Source organism: Shewanella sp. KJ2020, assembly GCF_024197625.1.
Lineage (GTDB): Bacteria > Pseudomonadota > Gammaproteobacteria > Enterobacterales > Shewanellaceae > Shewanella.
In genome coordinates, this window is sequence record NZ_JAKUKD010000032.1 from 184,252 (window position 1) to 200,280 (window position 16,029).

At 46.6% G+C, this 16,029-nt stretch carries 16 protein-coding genes; 14 read left to right on the forward strand and 2 right to left on the reverse strand.

Annotated features, from left to right (window positions below):
• Nucleotide 1: 1 nt before the first annotated feature.
• The 12 genes from flhF to MJO46_RS18820 all read left to right on the forward strand — a co-directional run bounded on the left by flhF (nt 2) and on the right by MJO46_RS18820 (nt 10,897).
• Nucleotides 2-1,384, forward strand: a complete 1,383-nt coding sequence (gene flhF / locus MJO46_RS18765; RefSeq protein ID WP_253990631.1) for a flagellar biosynthesis protein FlhF — start codon at nt 2-4, stop codon at nt 1,382-1,384.
• Between the two features lie 4 nt (nt 1,385-1,388).
• A complete protein-coding gene (locus MJO46_RS18770) occupies nt 1,389-2,270 on the forward strand; it encodes a MinD/ParA family protein (protein ID WP_011919601.1) in 882 nt (293 codons plus the stop codon).
• Nucleotides 2,263-2,976, forward strand: a complete 714-nt coding sequence (locus MJO46_RS18775) for an RNA polymerase sigma factor FliA (RefSeq protein WP_253990632.1) — start codon at nt 2,263-2,265, stop codon at nt 2,974-2,976. Before MJO46_RS18770 ends, MJO46_RS18775 begins: the two co-directional genes overlap by 8 nt.
• Before the next feature lie 47 nt (nt 2,977-3,023).
• Nucleotides 3,024-3,407, forward strand: coding sequence for a chemotaxis response regulator CheY (gene cheY, locus MJO46_RS18780; protein ID WP_007649667.1), 384 nt, complete (start codon nt 3,024-3,026; stop codon nt 3,405-3,407).
• A 13-nt stretch (nt 3,408-3,420) separates the two neighbouring features.
• Nucleotides 3,421-4,158 (forward strand): protein phosphatase CheZ, encoded by a 738-nt coding sequence (locus MJO46_RS18785; protein ID WP_253990633.1) that lies wholly within the window; start codon nt 3,421-3,423, stop codon nt 4,156-4,158.
• Nucleotides 4,159-4,173: 15 nt separating this feature from the next.
• Nucleotides 4,174-6,381, forward strand: coding sequence for a chemotaxis protein CheA (locus tag MJO46_RS18790; protein WP_253990634.1), 2,208 nt, complete (start codon nt 4,174-4,176; stop codon nt 6,379-6,381).
• Nucleotides 6,382-6,401: 20 nt separating this feature from the next.
• On the forward strand, nt 6,402-7,529 hold the full coding sequence (locus MJO46_RS18795; protein ID WP_253990635.1) for a chemotaxis response regulator protein-glutamate methylesterase: 1,128 nt from the start codon (nt 6,402-6,404) through the stop codon (nt 7,527-7,529).
• A 13-nt stretch (nt 7,530-7,542) separates the two neighbouring features.
• Nucleotides 7,543-8,028, forward strand: a complete 486-nt coding sequence (locus tag MJO46_RS18800; protein WP_253990753.1) for a membrane anchored protein in chemotaxis locus — start codon at nt 7,543-7,545, stop codon at nt 8,026-8,028.
• Between the two features lie 61 nt (nt 8,029-8,089).
• Nucleotides 8,090-8,881: a ParA family protein gene (locus MJO46_RS18805; RefSeq protein ID WP_253990636.1), complete on the forward strand. Its 792-nt coding sequence runs from the start codon at nt 8,090-8,092 to the stop codon at nt 8,879-8,881.
• Nucleotides 8,865-9,836 (forward strand): chemotaxis protein CheW, encoded by a 972-nt coding sequence (locus MJO46_RS18810; protein ID WP_253990637.1) that lies wholly within the window; start codon nt 8,865-8,867, stop codon nt 9,834-9,836. Before MJO46_RS18805 ends, MJO46_RS18810 begins: the two co-directional genes overlap by 17 nt.
• Before the next feature lie 7 nt (nt 9,837-9,843).
• On the forward strand, nt 9,844-10,338 hold the full coding sequence (locus tag MJO46_RS18815) for a chemotaxis protein CheW (RefSeq protein WP_198780501.1): 495 nt from the start codon (nt 9,844-9,846) through the stop codon (nt 10,336-10,338).
• A gap of 160 nt (nt 10,339-10,498) precedes the next feature.
• Entirely contained in the window at nt 10,499-10,897 is a 399-nt protein-coding gene (locus MJO46_RS18820) for a DUF2802 domain-containing protein (RefSeq protein WP_198780500.1), read from the forward strand.
• A gap of 155 nt (nt 10,898-11,052) precedes the next feature.
• Here MJO46_RS18820 and MJO46_RS18825 read toward each other — a convergent pair whose 3' ends face one another.
• Together MJO46_RS18825 and MJO46_RS18830 are read right to left on the reverse strand one after the other, a co-directional pair.
• Entirely contained in the window at nt 11,053-11,361 is a 309-nt protein-coding gene (locus tag MJO46_RS18825; protein ID WP_253990638.1) for an EscU/YscU/HrcU family type III secretion system export apparatus switch protein, read from the reverse strand.
• Nucleotides 11,362-11,400: 39 nt separating this feature from the next.
• Nucleotides 11,401-13,587 carry a flagellar hook-length control protein FliK gene (locus MJO46_RS18830; RefSeq protein ID WP_253990639.1) on the reverse strand — a complete coding sequence of 729 codons (2,187 nt, stop codon included), beginning with the start codon at nt 13,585-13,587 and terminating at the stop codon, nt 11,401-11,403.
• Between the two features lie 222 nt (nt 13,588-13,809).
• Here MJO46_RS18830 and MJO46_RS18835 point away from each other — a divergent pair, with 222 nt between their 5' ends.
• Both MJO46_RS18835 and MJO46_RS18840 read left to right on the forward strand, forming a co-directional pair.
• The gene (locus MJO46_RS18835; RefSeq protein ID WP_253990640.1) at nt 13,810-14,592 is read left to right on the forward strand and encodes a VacJ family lipoprotein; all 783 of its coding nucleotides are present in this window, start codon (nt 13,810-13,812) and stop codon (nt 14,590-14,592) included.
• A gap of 121 nt (nt 14,593-14,713) precedes the next feature.
• Nucleotides 14,714-15,817, forward strand: a complete 1,104-nt coding sequence (locus tag MJO46_RS18840; RefSeq protein WP_253990641.1) for a response regulator — start codon at nt 14,714-14,716, stop codon at nt 15,815-15,817.
• Nucleotides 15,818-16,029: the final 212 nt, after the last annotated feature.

Below are 16,029 nucleotides of genomic sequence, written 5' to 3' on the forward strand. Positions count from 1 at the left end.
AGTGAAGATTAAACGATTTTTTGCCAAAGACATGCGTGCCGCACTGGCCCAAGTGAAAGAAACACTCGGCTCAGATGCCGTGATCATGTCAAATAAAAAAGTGAATGGGGGCATAGAGATTGTCGCCGCCGTTGACTACGATGAGCCTAAGGCAAAAGCCCCCGCAACCGCGCCAGCACCGACCTTTATGGATGTGAGTGACGATCTTGTCTCCCTTGGTGGGAAGCAGCCCGTTCGCGCCGAGACTCGTGCTAAGCCTGCGGCGCCCGCTGATTCGTTGCAAGCTTTGCTTGAAAAGCAACAAAGCCGTTTAAATCAACAATTATCGCATCAGCAAGTTGATACGGAATTACCCGCATGGGCAAAAGGTTTACAGGCTCCGGCAGCGCCGAAAACTGAACGTCGAGAAGCGCCAGCCACCTTTGATAAGAAGCCACAGACATCCCAGAAGCAAAATGCCGATATCGAAGCTATGCGGGATGAGTTAGCCTCATTGCGTAATTTATTGACACACCAAGTGTCCTCTTTGATGACTGAGCATAAAAAACGTATCGACCCCGTTGGAGCTATGCTCGAGTCTAAATTACTTGAAGCCGAGTTTTCCCCTGCGGTTGCCGCAAAACTGGCGGCATTAAGCCAGCACTATACCCCCGCCGAATTAGTCAGAGCTTTGCCTCAAAGTTTAGCTAATATGCTGGATAATCAAGGTGATGATATTGTTCGTCAAGGTGGCGTGGTTGCCTTGGTAGGGCCCACTGGTGTGGGGAAAACGACCTCCTTGGCAAAGTTAGCCGCTCGTTTTGCCGCTCACCACGGTCCTGAGCAAGTCGCGTTAATTACCACGGATCATTATCGCATTGGTGCCTATGAGCAATTGGCGACCTATGGCAAAATAATGGGCTGCCCCGTAAAACAAGCCCATGATCTCCATGAGCTAGAGCAAATTCTTTATCAGTTCAGAAATCGCAAGCTAGTATTGATAGATACCGCGGGTATGGGACAAAGGGATATGCGGCTCTACCAGCAACTTGATAATTTAACTGCAAATAGCAGAATACCAATTCGCAGTTATCTGGTACTGTCTGCCACAGGGCAGCGCCGAGTGCTGCAAGATGCAGTTAATCATTTTAAACGTATTCCTTTATCTGGTGCAGTACTCACAAAACTTGATGAATCTGTTTCTTTAGCAGGTGCACTAAGTGTGTTGATCCAAAGTGGGTTACCATTAAGCTATGTGACTGATGGTCAACGCGTTCCTGAAGATATGAAAGTCGCGGATACCTTAATGTTAGCGCAGCAGGCGCTGGCGGCATTAGATAGTACAGAACAACAATCATTACAAGACACAGCGTGGTCAGATAATATGGCCTGTGCATTTGAGTAGAGTTATGACCCTGGATCAAGCAAGTGGTTTACGTATGATGAATCAACCCTATAACGAAAAAGTGAAAGTAATTGCGGTCACGGGCGGTAAAGGCGGCGTGGGTAAAACCAGTGTCTCTATTAATACCGCGGTGGCATTAGCCGAGAAGGGCAAGCGAGTCTTAGTGCTCGATGCTGACCTTGGCTTAGCCAATGTTGACGTCATGTTGGGGATCCGTGCCGAGCGTAACCTCTCCCATGTATTATCGGGTGATGCGGAGCTTGACGATATTATTGTCCGCGGTCCTAAGGGCATAGGCATAGTTCCGGCTACCTCGGGTACTCAAGGGATGGTCGAACTTAGCCCTGCGCAACATGCTGGCTTGATTCGCGCTTTCAGTGAGATGCGCACTCAGTTTGATATTCTAGTGGTGGATACCGCTGCGGGGATCTCAGATATGGTGCTCAGTTTTTCCCGCGCCTCGCAGGACGTTTTAGTCGTGGTGTGTGATGAACCTACCTCTATAACCGACGCCTATGCGTTGATCAAAATCCTCAGCCGTGAACACGGCGTTTTCCGCTTTAAAATTGTTGCAAACATGGTGCGTAGTTTACGCGAAGGTATGGAATTATTTGCTAAACTCAGTAAAGTGACCGACAGATTTTTAGATGTCGCACTCGAGCTTGTTGCGACAATTCCATTTGATGAAAATCTGCGTAAATCAGTGCGTAAGCAAAAGTTAGTGGTAGAGGCTTATCCTAAGTCTCCGGCTGCAATTGCGTACCAAGGGTTGGCAAATAAAATCATGAGCTGGCCCGTTCCGCAGCAACCTGGTGGGCATTTGGAGTTTTTCGTTGAACGTTTAGTGCAACGACCAGATTTTCAAGAGGAAAAAACGAGTGAGTAAAGCCGCAGCGTATACTTGTTTAGACAATAAATCATCTATCGTTGAACAGTATGCTCCGTTGGTTAAAAGAATTGCACATCATTTGCTCGCCAGATTACCAGCCTCTGTACAGCTTGATGACCTACTGCAAGCTGGGATGATGGGATTACTCGAAGCATCATCCAAGTTTGATGGTGGCAAAGGTGCAAAATTTGAAACCTTCGCCGGTATACGGATCCGCGGTGCCATGCTGGATGAGATCCGCCGTGGCGATTGGGTTCCTCGTTCCGTTCATCGTAACAACCGTAGGGTCGCGCAAGCTATTGATGAGTTAGAGCAAGTTTTGGGTCGTGATGCGCGCGACACAGAAATTGCAGAAAAACTTGATATGACGCTCGATGAGTACCATCATATCCTTAACGATGTTTCTGTCGGAAAAATCATAGGGATAGAAGACTTAGGCGTATCGCAGGATATACTAACTCCGAGCGATAGGTCTGACGATGGTACGTTTGAGGCATTAGCCGAGACCCAATTTCATTCTGCGCTAGTTGAGGCAATAAAATTATTGCCAGAAAGAGATGCGTTAGTGTTATCGCTGTACTACGATGAAGCATTGAATTTAAAAGAGATTGGCGCCATTCTTGAAGTAAGCGAATCGCGAGTTAGCCAGATATTAAGTCAGGCAATGTTGCGACTCAAAGGCAAGCTCAAGCACTGGACATAAGTATAATTATTAATCGAGCACAGAATGTCAGCTCACCGGAGGAAACCTTGGACAAGAATATGAAGATTCTTATTGTTGACGACTTTTCAACAATGAGACGTATCATCAAGAACTTGTTGCGAGACTTGGGGTTTAATAACACCCAAGAAGCAGACGACGGCTCAACCGCCCTGCCCATGTTGCAAAAGGGGGATTTTGATTTCGTTGTTACAGATTGGAATATGCCCGGCATGCAGGGAATTGACCTGTTAAAGGCTATTCGCGCAGACGATTCGCTAAAGCATTTACCCGTATTAATGGTCACGGCTGAAGCAAAGCGTGAACAAATTATTGCTGCCGCGCAGGCGGGAGTTAATGGCTATGTGGTTAAACCTTTTACCGCAGCTACGTTGAAAGAGAAGTTAGATAAAATATTCGAACGACTCGCTTGAGCAAGGATGAGCTATGAAGTCATATACATCAGGGCTCATCACGCTCGAGCAAGCTCGGCATTTAGTTGAATTATTAAGTGCGGGTGAGCAATCTCAGGCTGATGATTTATTTCGGGAACTCGCAGCTCCGCTACAGAGAGAACTCTTTGATGAAGTCGGTAAACTAACCCGACAACTTCACAGTGCGTTAATGGACTTCCAAGTCGATAATCGATTAGTGGAATTAGCCAATACTGCAATACCTGACGCCAAACAACGATTAAGTTACGTCATCGATATGACGGAGCAAGCGGCAAATAAAACCATGGATGCGGTCGAAGAATGCTTGCCATTGGCCAATGCATTAACCGCTAATATTGAAAGGGTTATGCCATCTTGGGAAAAGTTAATGCGCCGGGATATCGCATTAGCGGATTTTAAAGTGCTTTGCCACGATGTGCAGCATTTGATGTCGCGTAGTGAACAGGACTCGAATCGGTTACGTGAGTTACTTAATCAAATACTGATGGCGCAGGATTTTCAGGATCTCACGGGGCAAATGATCCGCCGCGTGATCGATCTGGTGATGGAAGTTGAAAGTAATCTGGTGTCTATGCTGACGGTATTTGGTGAGCAGCCGGTAATTGAGAGTCAGATTACTCAGAAAAATAATATTGAAGCAGAAGGCCCGATAATGAATGCTGAGCTTCGTCAAGATGTGGTAACGGGTCAAGACGAAGTGGACGATCTTCTATCGAGTCTGGGTTTCTAACTGGGAGTCAATTTGATGGCCTTTGATGTAGATGAAGAGATACTCCAGGACTTTTTAATCGAAGCAGGCGAGATTTTAGAACTGCTGCAGGAGCAACTTGTTGCCCTTGAAAATAATCCTGATGATACTGACTTGCTGAATGCCATTTTCAGGGGATTTCATACCGTTAAAGGCGGCGCAGGCTTTCTCAGTTTGACCCCTATGGTCGATGTTTGCCATGAAGCGGAGAACACGTTTGACCTGTTACGTACAGGGAAAAGAAGCGTCAATGCCGAGCTGATGGATATTATTTTGCAGGCTGTGGATGCCATCAATACCATGTTTGCGCAAACCCAGCAGGGCGAGCAGCAAGATCCAGCCGATCCAGCCTTATTAGCTAAGCTCAAAATGCTCAGTTCAGGGGCGCCACTGCCATCAGAATTAGGTCAAGTTGCGGCTGAACCAGAACCAGAACCTATAGTTGAAGCTGAAGTTGCTATCGTTGTTGACGAAATGCCCGTTGAAGTGACAAAAAATGGCGATTCAAGCATAGATGAAATTGACGAAGCGGAATTTGAAGCCTTACTCGATGCCTTACATGGCTCTGGTAAAGGTCCTGCTTCTGCGAATGTTGCAATTGACGCTCCAGCTAAAGCTAAACCAGCAACACCCGTGAGTTCAGCGCCCGCCAGCGATGATATTACCGACGATGAATTTGAAGCGCTATTAGATGAACTCCATGGCTCTGGCAAATTTAAAGTGGAAGTCGAAGCGCCCGCCAAGCCTAAAGCCGCCACAGTCACGCCGCCTTCTGCGCCAGTCGATGCGGATGAAATCACCGATGATGAGTTTGAGCGTTTACTCGATGAGTTGCATGGTAAAGGTGGCGCGCCAGCTAAAGTCGCCGTAAAGGCTGAAACTAGCCCAGTTACACCAACGCCTACAGCTCCCACACCTGCTCCTAAGGTTGCTCCAGCCCCTATCGCGGTGGTAAAACCTAAGGCCGAAATCGTTGTTGCTGAGAAAGCCCCCGCGAAAGCGGCGGCTTCTGCAAACGTGCCACAAGGTGAAACAACCGTTCGGGTTGATACTGCAAGACTCGATCAAATCATGAATATGGTGGGTGAGTTAGTATTGGTTCGTAATCGGTTGGTGAGTTTAGGCGTGAGTCGTGATGACGAAGAAATGTCTAAAGCATTAGCTAACTTAGATTTAGTTACCGCAGATTTACAAGGTGCGGTGATGAAGACTCGGATGCAACCGATCAAGAAAGTCTTCGGTCGTTTCCCTCGGGTTGTTCGAGACTTAGCACGTACACTCAATAAAGAAATTGATTTAGTCATGGTCGGTGAAGAAACCGATCTCGATAAAAACTTGGTAGAAGCGCTCGCGGACCCTTTGGTCCACTTAGTGCGTAACTCTGTCGATCATGGCATTGAAATGCCTGATGATCGTGAGGCTAGCGGCAAGCCTAGAACCGGTACTATTACTTTATCCGCCAGCCAAGAGGGCGACCATATACTGCTGAAAATCGAAGACGATGGCGCGGGTATGGATCCTGAAAAGCTCAAGCAAATTGCTATCAAGCGTGGGGTGCTCGATGAAGATGCAGCAGCACGTATGACGGACAGCGAAGCTTATAATCTGATTTTTGCTCCTGGTTTTTCAACTAAGGTTGAGATTTCGGATATTTCTGGCCGCGGTGTGGGTATGGATGTGGTTAAAACCCGCATTACCCAACTCAATGGTACAGTGCATATCGATTCGATGAAGGGCAAGGGCACCATACTCGAAATTAAGGTTCCCTTAACGCTGGCGATTATGCCAACCTTGATGGTCGATGTGGCTAAACAAGTGTTTGCTTTACCACTCTCAAGCGTGAATGAGATTTTCCACCTCGATCTCACTAAAACCAATATTGTCGATGGTCAGCTTACCGTCATAGTACGTAATAAAGCCGTGCCATTATTCTATCTAGAACACTGGTTGCATCGTAATAAAACGACCTTTAAGCATGGCGATAAGAAGCATGGTCATGTGGTTATTGTGCAGCTAGGCATGATGCAAATTGGTTTTGTGGTTGATGCGTTAATTGGCCAAGAAGAGGTCGTGATTAAGCCACTTGGCGCTATGTTGCATGGCACGCCTGGTATGGCAGGTGCGACAATCACCTCCGATGGCGGGATTGCACTGATTTTAGATGTGCCAGGACTATTAAAGCACTATGCAAAAAATAAAAGTTAGTTTCCAAGCTAAGGAATGGAATGGCCATTAAAGTATTAGTCGTTGATGACTCAAGTTTTTTCAGACGACGTGTTAGTGAAATAGTCAATCAAGATCCTGAACTGGAAGTTATCGCCACGGCCTCAAATGGGGCCGAAGCGGTAAAGTTGGCTGCTGAGCTTAATCCTCAAGTCATTACCATGGATATTGAAATGCCAGTGATGGACGGTATTACCGCCGTCCGTGAAATTATGGCAAAGTGTCCCGCTCCCATTTTAATGTTTTCCTCATTAACCCATGACGGCGCTAAAGCAACTTTAGATGCGCTTGATGCGGGAGCATTGGATTTTTTACCTAAGCGTTTTGAAGATATTGCGACCAATAAAGACGATGCCATTCTTTTGCTTCAGCAAAGGGTTAAAGCCCTTGGCCGCCGCAGAATATTTCGTCCGATAGCGCGCCCAGCGGTTACCACACCAGCGCCACGCCCGAGTGTGAGCACAGGACTGGGTTCATCCTCCCTCGCACACACTCAAGCAACACCTGCGCCAGCGCGGACACCTACGACATCTTCGATTCGTGCCAGTGGAAAACAATATAAGTTATTGTTGATTGGAACATCGACCGGTGGACCTGTAGCGCTGCAAAAAATTCTGACCCAGTTTCCGGCTAATTACCCACACCCTATTTTGCTTATTCAGCATATGCCCGCCGCATTTACGCCGGCATTTGCTAATCGCTTAAATGGTTTGTGTAAAATAGAAGTCAAAGAAGCGGTTAATGGCGATTTATTGCGTCCAGGCTGTGCATATCTTGCACCCGGTGGGATGCAGATGATGATAGAACGCTCGGGTTCGAGTGGGCGCATTAAAGTGCTCGCTGGCAGTGCTGAAATGAATTACAAGCCCTGTGTCGATATTACATTTGCATCAGCCTCAAAGGCCTATGGTGGTGATGTGCTTGCCGTTGTTTTAACGGGTATGGGCGCCGATGGGCGGGAAGGCGCGCGTATGCTTAAATCTGCGGGTGCGACGATTTGGGCGCAGGATGAAGCCAGTTGCGTGGTTTATGGTATGCCGCAGGCGGTTGCCAGTGCGGGGATCGCGACCCAGTCTATTTCATTAGACAATATGGCTGAATCCATTTTAAAAGAGTCAGCGCGTGGCTAAGGTAACGACTCCCGTGAGCACTAATGTTGTGCTCATTATGGTACTAATGGGGATTGCTATTGTTTGCCTTGGGGCGTTGAGCCTTGATTATAATAGAAAAATTAACCTGCTACGTGATGAAGTCAAACGCTTAGAGTCTACGCAGGTGCTGCTCATGGTACCAGATGAACAAGCCGAGGCGATTGCGACTTGGCTTGCTTCCCATCCGGATCAAACAAAAGCCATGTTAAAACTGGCTTCTCCGGGGGAGCAAAAAGCGGTCACCTTAGGTCCTGAGACGTTAACAGCACCTGAAGATAATATTCCTCCGCTATTAGATAAATCGTTGGATAAGTCGTCTGAGCAAAATCAAACCCAGACACCGCTTATGCCCGAGCAATCTAATACGATTAACAGCACTGGTACAGTACCTGTGATTATCTCGGAGAATGCTGATGGTGTAAAAATTATCAGCTTACCTAATGGCGGTATAAGAGTGACAACGCGGGAAGGCGACTAGCCAATCCCATCCTGACAGCGTCAATGCTGGCGAATAACTCGATTAACTAAGGGCTCACTTCTTGAAAGTATGGACGATAGCGAATCAAAAAGGCGGTGTGGGTAAAACCACGTCGGTAGCCAGCTTAGCGGGCGTGCTCACTAAGCGGGGGAAGCGTGTGCTGATGATTGACACCGATCCCCATGCCTCGCTTGGTTATTACTTAGGAATAGATTCTGAAGAAGTTCCTGGTTCACTCTTCGATGTTTTTCTTGCCCATCGCGATTTAACCAAAGAACTTGTTCTATCCCATGTTGTTCCCACCTTAGTCGATGGACTCGATCTGCTGCCTGCGACTATGGCATTAGCGACCTTAGACCGTGCCCTAGGGCATCAAGAGGGGATGGGATTGGTGCTTCGTAATTTACTTGCGCTGGTTACCGATGAATACGATGTGGCGATAGTCGATTGTCCGCCCGTTTTAGGGGTGTTAATGGTGAATGCTTTGGCGGCGAGTCAGCATATTGTCATTCCCGTCCAAACCGAGTTTTTAGCCATTAAAGGGTTAGAACGTATGGTTAAAACCATGGAGATTATGGGACGCTCTAAAAAAACGAGGTACAGCTACACCGTTGTGCCAACCATGTACGACAAGCGAACTAAAGCGTCTCCCGCGGCGCTGCAAGTTCTCAGTGAACAATATGGTGATAGTCTTTGGCGGGATGTGATCCCTGTTGATACTAAGTTTAGAGATGCCAGTTTGGCACATTTACCCGCTTCGCATTATGCAAGTGGTAGCCGTGGTGTAAAAGCCTACGAAAGATTGTTAGATTTTTTATTAGCTGGGGAGTTTGGCCATGTCAAAATCGGTTGATGAGACTGTTTTTGATTTTTTTGAATTATTGCTACATGAAGATGATGTCTCTCCTGCTATTTCTCACGCGGAGAAACCTCATTCACTTAAGAGTATTAAAGACAATGAGGCTGAATTACTCGATAAGGCCATCTTAGCTGAGCATAACCGCAGCAAGCCTCAGGCAAGCGTGACTATTGCGGCCGAGGTGCAAGTTGCTAAGAGCAAAGAGCATCACTTTAGCACGCCTTTAAGTGAACTATCGCCTCAGGTAAATAAAGAAGCCTTAGAGAAATTACTTGCACCAGTATTTAAGAGCAACCCTCTTAGTGAACCTCCAATCGTTGAGGTGCCAGAAGTTGCTACGCTGGAGGAGAGTTCTGCTCATTTAGCTCAAGATACCATTCCATTGGCATCGACAGCTGCGCAGCATCAGCCTCCTATTGCCGATACGATAACGGCGCCAGAAACTCAAGTGGGTATCGCACCGCCCAGTATTACGAAAGATTTACAGGAAGTGCTCGATGATGAGTTTCAAGTACTATTCTTTAAAGTGGCGGGCCTCACCTTAGCCGTGCCGCTGGTGAGTCTGGGTGGCATAGTGAAAGTGGAGCGGATCAATCATATTATTGGTCGTCCATCATGGTTTTTAGGAGTGCAAACCCACAGGGAAGAGCAGCTAAATATTGTTGATACCTGCGCCTGGGTTATGCCAGAAAAATACACGGATACACTGGCGCAATCGGTAAATTATCAATATCTTGTATTGTTAGAAGGCAGTAACTGGGGATTAACTTGTGAGTCCTTAGTCAATGCTGTAAAAATTAATAAATCGCAAGTAAACTGGCGTAGCAAAGCGGGTAAACGACCTTGGTTAGCTGGTGTCGTAAAAGAACAAATGTGTGGCATTTTGCACGTACAAGCCTTAGTTGAAATGCTTGATGCGGGTTTAGGTTGTCAGGACTCAATTGGTTGAGGTAAACATGAAAGATACAAGAAATGTCGCAGCCGTAGCTGCAAGTAAAGATGATGCGGTATTACAATGGGTTACCTTTAAGCTAGACAATGAAACCTACGGTATAAATGTGATGCAAGTGCAGGAAGTTCTGCGCTATACCGAAATCGCTCCTGTACCAGGGGCTCCGCATTATGTTTTGGGTATCATTAACTTACGCGGTAATGTCGTGACGGTTATCGACACACGTTCACGTTTTGGGCTGCAGTCAGCTGAGGTCGATGATTCGACCCGTATCGTGATTATTGAAGCGGAAAAGCAAGTCATCGGCATTTTAGTCGATAGTGTTGCTGAAGTGGTTTATTTACGCCGCTCTGAAATTGATAACGCACCAAATGTCGGCACTGAAGAAAGTGCGAAGTTTATTCAAGGTGTGAGTAACCGAGATAATGAGCTACTGATTTTAGTTGACCTCGATAAGTTGCTGTCCGATGAAGAATGGGCCGAGCTAACACAGATATAAAGTGTCGGTTGGCGCTGTGCCACACTGCAAATACCAATATTTTCAGTATTTGCGGTGTACCTATGGAAAAGTGGGATTTGTTTTGCATTCTACCCACACGGTTGTGAACCACTTTTCCATGATGGATCTTGACAATCATAGAGATGCATAAGGATTTTTGATGGGCGATGAATTTATAATCGCAGCGTTAGTCTATGTTATTGCGTGCTTAGGATTAGTTCTCTATTTGCAGAAACAGTTGAGTAAATTACGCAATAAAGCCGAGGCGTTAACCGTCTTAGTCAAAGAAGGGGACCGCCAGCGTGAATCTTTTAAACGGGAATTACAGGAATTACGCAGTGGCACCATAGGCGTTGGCCGACGCGTGATTGAACTTGAGAAGCGGCTACAGCAACAGTCTGAGCGGATTGAGGAATCGTCGCAGCAGGACCCTCAGGCGAAACTCTATACTCGAGCGATGAAAATGGTGGCCCTGGGGGCAGGGGTCGATGAGTTGATTAAAGAGTGTGAGTTACCTAAGGCGGAAGCTGAGTTATTGATCCGTCTACACCGTAAATAGTCATTCTAGGGCGGCCTTCTGCGGCTAGAAAGCAGCAAAAAGCGTTGCACTAGGACGCCACTTCGTGGCTCTAGGATGCGCGCAAGCTCGCTCTAGAATCTAGATCCTAGAAGCGCAGCGTCCTAGCGGGCCCGAGTCTGCTCCGCTTTTCCCTCCTAAGCTTCTTCTACAATCTTTTGATGCATATTATTCCACTGTTCGGGAAATTTACCATCAAGCATATAGACGAAAGCGATGAGCTCGGCGATAAGCAAATACAGTTCTTTTGGGATCTCTTCGCCCAGCTCCAACAAGCTAAGGAATTGGCTCAGATGGGGATCTTGGTGAATATAGACGCCAGATGCCTTGGCAAGGGTGATAATCTCTTCGGCGATAAGCCCCTCTCCAGTGGCAACAATTTTGGGGGCATTTTTGCCATCGTAACTTAAGGCGACAGCCTGCCGGGTTTTATTGTCTTCATTCATATCAAAGTGTCCGGATTGTTATTGCAACGATTCACCCAACTATGCCTTTGTTTTAACAAGAAAGTGGTCGCCTGGGAGTAAGGTCGCTGGCACTTGGGCTATTTGAGTCGAGAGTTCTCCTGGGGTAAATCCAATTTGTGAAAGCTTTTGTCCTAAGGGCAGGAGAAAGTTATCAACCCTGTTTAATAACTGTTGATTATTCCCTTTAAATTGAATGTCTAACGTCTGCAGATGACAGCGAGCACTGATAAGTAACGGCCCCTGTGTCAGATTAAACTTGAGCTGTAAATGCCAGCCTTGCTGTTTTTGTTGTTTATCCTGATCCGCATCTTGCTCAAACTTTCCTTCGAGCTGTTCATGGCGCTGATTTATTCCATAGGGCAGTGCAAAATACCATACGAGATTACCGTTAGTTTCACTGCTCGCTTGTTGGTAAAGGTGCAAACTCGAGGCGAGTTGCCCCATGGTTTCGAGGCCGCCAGCCTTACTGAGCTGGTTGAGTAGATTGGTCGAAAGCCCTATTTTAGCTTGCAGTTGTTCGAGGTAATTAGCCAGCTTCTGGCTGACAACATTATTCGTGCTATTTGCCCTAACGCCAAGTAGCAATTGGAATAATGAGCTAATGGCACTCGCATTCATAAAAAGTGCCGCTTGATTAAGCTGTGGCGTTGCAAGATTAAGTGTAGCGAGCCCGAGAAGATCAGCTTTAAGTGCCTCGGGAATGCTCAATTGACTTAAGGGCTGGGGGCTTAATTGTGGCAAACGTTTGAGCAGCTCAGCCGCTAAATTGAGATGATTGCGTAGGGTGAGCTGATCAAGGGGTAAAGCCCCCGTTTTACTAAAGGCCTTTTGCAAAACCTCATTAACAGATATCCCCGCTTCAGCTGACTTATTTCTCTTCTGCTCACTAACTTGTCCTTCTAAAGGAGTTAAGAATTGCAATGGGGAAAGTTGTGCCGCTGGGTCACTCGACTTGGGAGTCAGGCCATTTGCCATTTGTGGCACTAAGGATTGCACTGACGCTGAATTAACTGAGGTTGCAGGATTTGCTGAGTGAGCTCCAGATGCTTGAGCTATTGGCTGAAGTTGAGCTTTATCGGGTGCGCTGCTTCCTATCTCTTGATGGGGAGTGTTTTGAAATAATCCCGCCTGAAGTGATGCCGCGGTAGCCGGGTTCTGCGTTAAGTTAGGCGCGGCACTCTTGGCTAAAACAGAATTGGTTGTAAGAGTATGGTTTGATACGGCATCGGCTGGCGTCACGGCTTTCCCATCGATACTGTGGGTTGTTAGTTTGAGTTCTGTGCCCGCAGATAATAGTCCTAGTGTTGATTTAGCCAGGCCCGCTTGCCCTGCATCTATACTTATTTGCCCTAGATTTAGGCTACCCTTGGCAGTGGCTGATGTCGAGTCTAGATTTGGTCCGGAAAGGTTTGTCGCTATTGATTGCGCTACCGCAGCACCAGAAGATAATGCACCTGCGGTTGTCGTTTTCGCTATGACGCCAGTTGTGGAAGCACCTTCTGTTTGGGGAACAAGGCCTTCCAGTTTTCGAAGGAAGGTCGCAATGATTTGGGCAGGCTCAGTTTTAGCAATAACAACATTGGCAGATTGTTTATCAATTATGGGAACCTGAGTTTCATTTATTGGGGCGCCAATAAGAATTTCGAGTTTGCTCAGTATTGGGGTCAGTACTAAAATGGGCCGTCCCTGGGATAGGGCTATTTTCGCTTGATACTCCCCCGCACTAAGTTGAGTCTTCGGATCCTGTTGAATGACAGTCCCATTTGCAAATTGAAATTCTTTATTGATAACAACAACATTGGGAAGGGGGTAGCCTTGGGGACGTCCCGCAAGCGCATAGAGTTGCTCTAAGGTTATCCCATTTTGCTGCGCTAACTGTGTTATCGCTTCGGGCAGCTTTAATGTCAGGGATGTGCCTAAGGCAAGCAGTTGAGCCGTTCGATTGGCGTGTGTTGTTGCTGCCTGAGTTGCAGTTGTAGCCGTTTGAGTGACTAAAAAATGGCTAGCGGTGATCAAAGCTTGCCTTTGCTGCGTATTTACGAGCTTTAAATTATATTCTGTACCGTTTAGAATAATACTATCGCCATCTGCTGAAACAAGCACTTCAGCAGGGATTGGGCGTGAGGATACATTAGAGGCATCCACCTGTGTCACCGAAGTGGCCCGCGGCGCATTGACTGTATTGATAAGTGGAATTGACTCCATACAAAGACCTTTACTAGTTTATCCTTTGGCATATTATTTTGAAAAATTAACAATTGACCAAAATATTTTGCCAAGTATGCTTATGCGCTTTGTGAAAACGATGACAATTTCTCTGTCATGCTAGAGTATGCCACTAAGTGAATGATCTCTATATCGTCACTTATCCATAGTCACTTTAGCGAAAACTCGATATCGAAGCAGTACATTTATTAAGAGAGCAATATGAAGTTGAGATGGATAGGGTTACTTTTAGGATTAATGCTATTGCCCAATGTTTATGGGGCAGAAGTTTCTACGCCCGATACGACCACAGAGACCCCCTCGGCTGTAAAAATTACCTACAATGACCCACAGGATCCCTTTGAGGGGTTTAACCGCGTAATGTGGGACTTCAACTATTTATATTTGGATAGATACATTTACCGCCCGATTGCCCATGGTTACAACGACTATATCCCTATGCCAGCCAAGACCGGGGTAAATAACTTTATCCAAAATCTGGAGGAGCCAAGCAGCTTAGTCAATAACGCTTTGCAAGGTAAGTGGGGCTGGGCCGCTAATGCGGGTGGCCGTTTTACGATCAATACCACGGTCGGGCTGTTAGGGGTCATTGATGTCGCAGATATGATGGGACTGCCGCGCAAGCAGGACGATTTTAACGAAGTCTTAGGTTACTATGGCGTACCTAATGGCCCGTATTTTATGGCGCCTTTTGCGGGCCCCTACGTTGTTCGAGAACTCGCGTCAGATTGGGTGGATGGTCTATACTTTCCACTATCAGAGCTAACAGTATGGCAAGCCGTCGTAAAATGGGGGCTAAAAAGTCTTCACGCTAGAGCAACCGCAATTGATCAGGAAAGGCTTGTCGATAATGCGCTTGATCCCTATACCTTTGTGAAAGATGCGTACATACAGCATATGGACTATAAGGTCTATGATGGTGATGTTCCACAAAAACAAGATGATGATGAGTTGCTCGATCAATACATGCAGGAACTTGAGTAAACCTATGCGCTGTACTTGGCTGCCAGCATTTTTAGCAGTCAAGATCTTGCCGTATTGAATGATTCTTCCGATGTCATGATTGAGTTATTGCCGCCGCAATGAATTTTATTCGGGAATCTTTATGGCGTTAAATGGTGTGTCAATTCTTTGGGTCGAGGATGATCCTGTGTTTCGGCAAATTGTCGCCACGTTTCTCAGTGGGCGAGGTGCCGAAGTTGTACAAGCCTGTGATGGTGAGCAGGGGCTGAGCATTTTTAAGCAACAACGTTTCGATATTGTTTTAGCCGATTTAAGCATGCCCAAACTGGGCGGGCTCGATATGCTTAAGGAAATGGTTAAGCTTGAGCCTTTGGTCCATGCCATTGTGATATCGGGCAATAATGTTATGGCGGATGTCGTTGAGGCATTACGCATTGGCGCATGTGATTACTTGGTTAAACCCGTCCCCGATTTGTTTATTATTGAGCAATCCATTCGTCAAGGTTTACAACGTACCCACAACGATGATCCCATGTGGGTGGATTTTGATGCCTTGTCCCACCAAGAGCTAAACGATAACTTAGCGCTATTAGAACAAAGTGTCGAAGCCGCGAAGCAAGTTCAGCAACAGCTATTTCCCGCATCCAATATCAGTTATCCAACGGCTAAGGTGGATTACAGTCTATTTAAAAATAGCGATATCAGTAGCTATTTTATTGACTCCACTATGGTGGGCAGCGAGCACTTGATCATGTATATGGCGCATCTTTATCCTGAGGATAATCGCGCCGCCTTTGCTTGTGTATTATTAAGAAGTTTTGTTAATCAAAAGCTTAAAAACTACCGTAGTGGCCAAAGTCAAACCATTATTGAGCCATTTAATATGTTGAGTTACCTCAATGAGCGACTGGTGAAGTCAGGACTCGATATCACAGTCGATATCATCTATGTCTCCATCGAATTGACTAAGTATCGCGCCGCCATTGCCCAAGCCGGTAAGGGGCTGCGATGCTATTTACGCAATGATGAAGGTTTAAGTCCTTTAGCCCTTTCGGATAGCTTACAACTGGGGATGCTCGATTGGGGTAAACCCAGTATGCAATTCCGCACTATCTTGCCACAAGAACAACTCTGTATTGCCACCAGTGACGTGCAGCATAAACAGTATCTATTGGAGAATAAATTTAAGGGTTTGGTTTATGATCCCACTATCCCCGCAGGCGGATTTATGCAGTTAAGTTTATAGAAAGCTAAAGCGAGGACGGTCTCTTCGGCCTGCTAGGACACTGCAAGAAGAATCTAGGGCGTTGCTTCGCAACTGCTAGGGCGCTGCAAAAAGCGCTGCTAACGCTCGTAAGCTCGCTCTAGAACGCCACTAGGTGGCTCTAGGCTCTAGTAGTGAGGCGCTCTAGCTTCTGAGCGTGCCGCTTTGCGGCTATGGAACGTCACTGCGTGACT

Coding starts and splice junctions, on each gene's coding strand:
- MJO46_RS18785 (WP_253990633.1), top strand. CDS start 3,421: ATGAAGTCATATACATCAGGGCTCATCACGCTCGAGCAAGCTCGGCAT.
- MJO46_RS18830 (WP_253990639.1), bottom strand. CDS start 13,587: ATGGAGTCAATTCCACTTATCAATACAGTCAATGCGCCGCGGGCCACT.
- MJO46_RS18820 (WP_198780500.1), top strand. CDS start 10,499: ATGGGCGATGAATTTATAATCGCAGCGTTAGTCTATGTTATTGCGTGC.
- MJO46_RS18835 (WP_253990640.1), top strand. CDS start 13,810: ATGAAGTTGAGATGGATAGGGTTACTTTTAGGATTAATGCTATTGCCC.
- MJO46_RS18790 (WP_253990634.1), top strand. CDS start 4,174: ATGGCCTTTGATGTAGATGAAGAGATACTCCAGGACTTTTTAATCGAA.
- MJO46_RS18795 (WP_253990635.1), top strand. CDS start 6,402: ATGGCCATTAAAGTATTAGTCGTTGATGACTCAAGTTTTTTCAGACGA.
- MJO46_RS18840 (WP_253990641.1), top strand. CDS start 14,714: ATGGCGTTAAATGGTGTGTCAATTCTTTGGGTCGAGGATGATCCTGTG.
- MJO46_RS18815 (WP_198780501.1), top strand. CDS start 9,844: ATGAAAGATACAAGAAATGTCGCAGCCGTAGCTGCAAGTAAAGATGAT.
- MJO46_RS18825 (WP_253990638.1), bottom strand. CDS start 11,361: ATGAATGAAGACAATAAAACCCGGCAGGCTGTCGCCTTAAGTTACGAT.
- MJO46_RS18770 (WP_011919601.1), top strand. CDS start 1,389: ATGACCCTGGATCAAGCAAGTGGTTTACGTATGATGAATCAACCCTAT.
- MJO46_RS18810 (WP_253990637.1), top strand. CDS start 8,865: ATGTCAAAATCGGTTGATGAGACTGTTTTTGATTTTTTTGAATTATTG.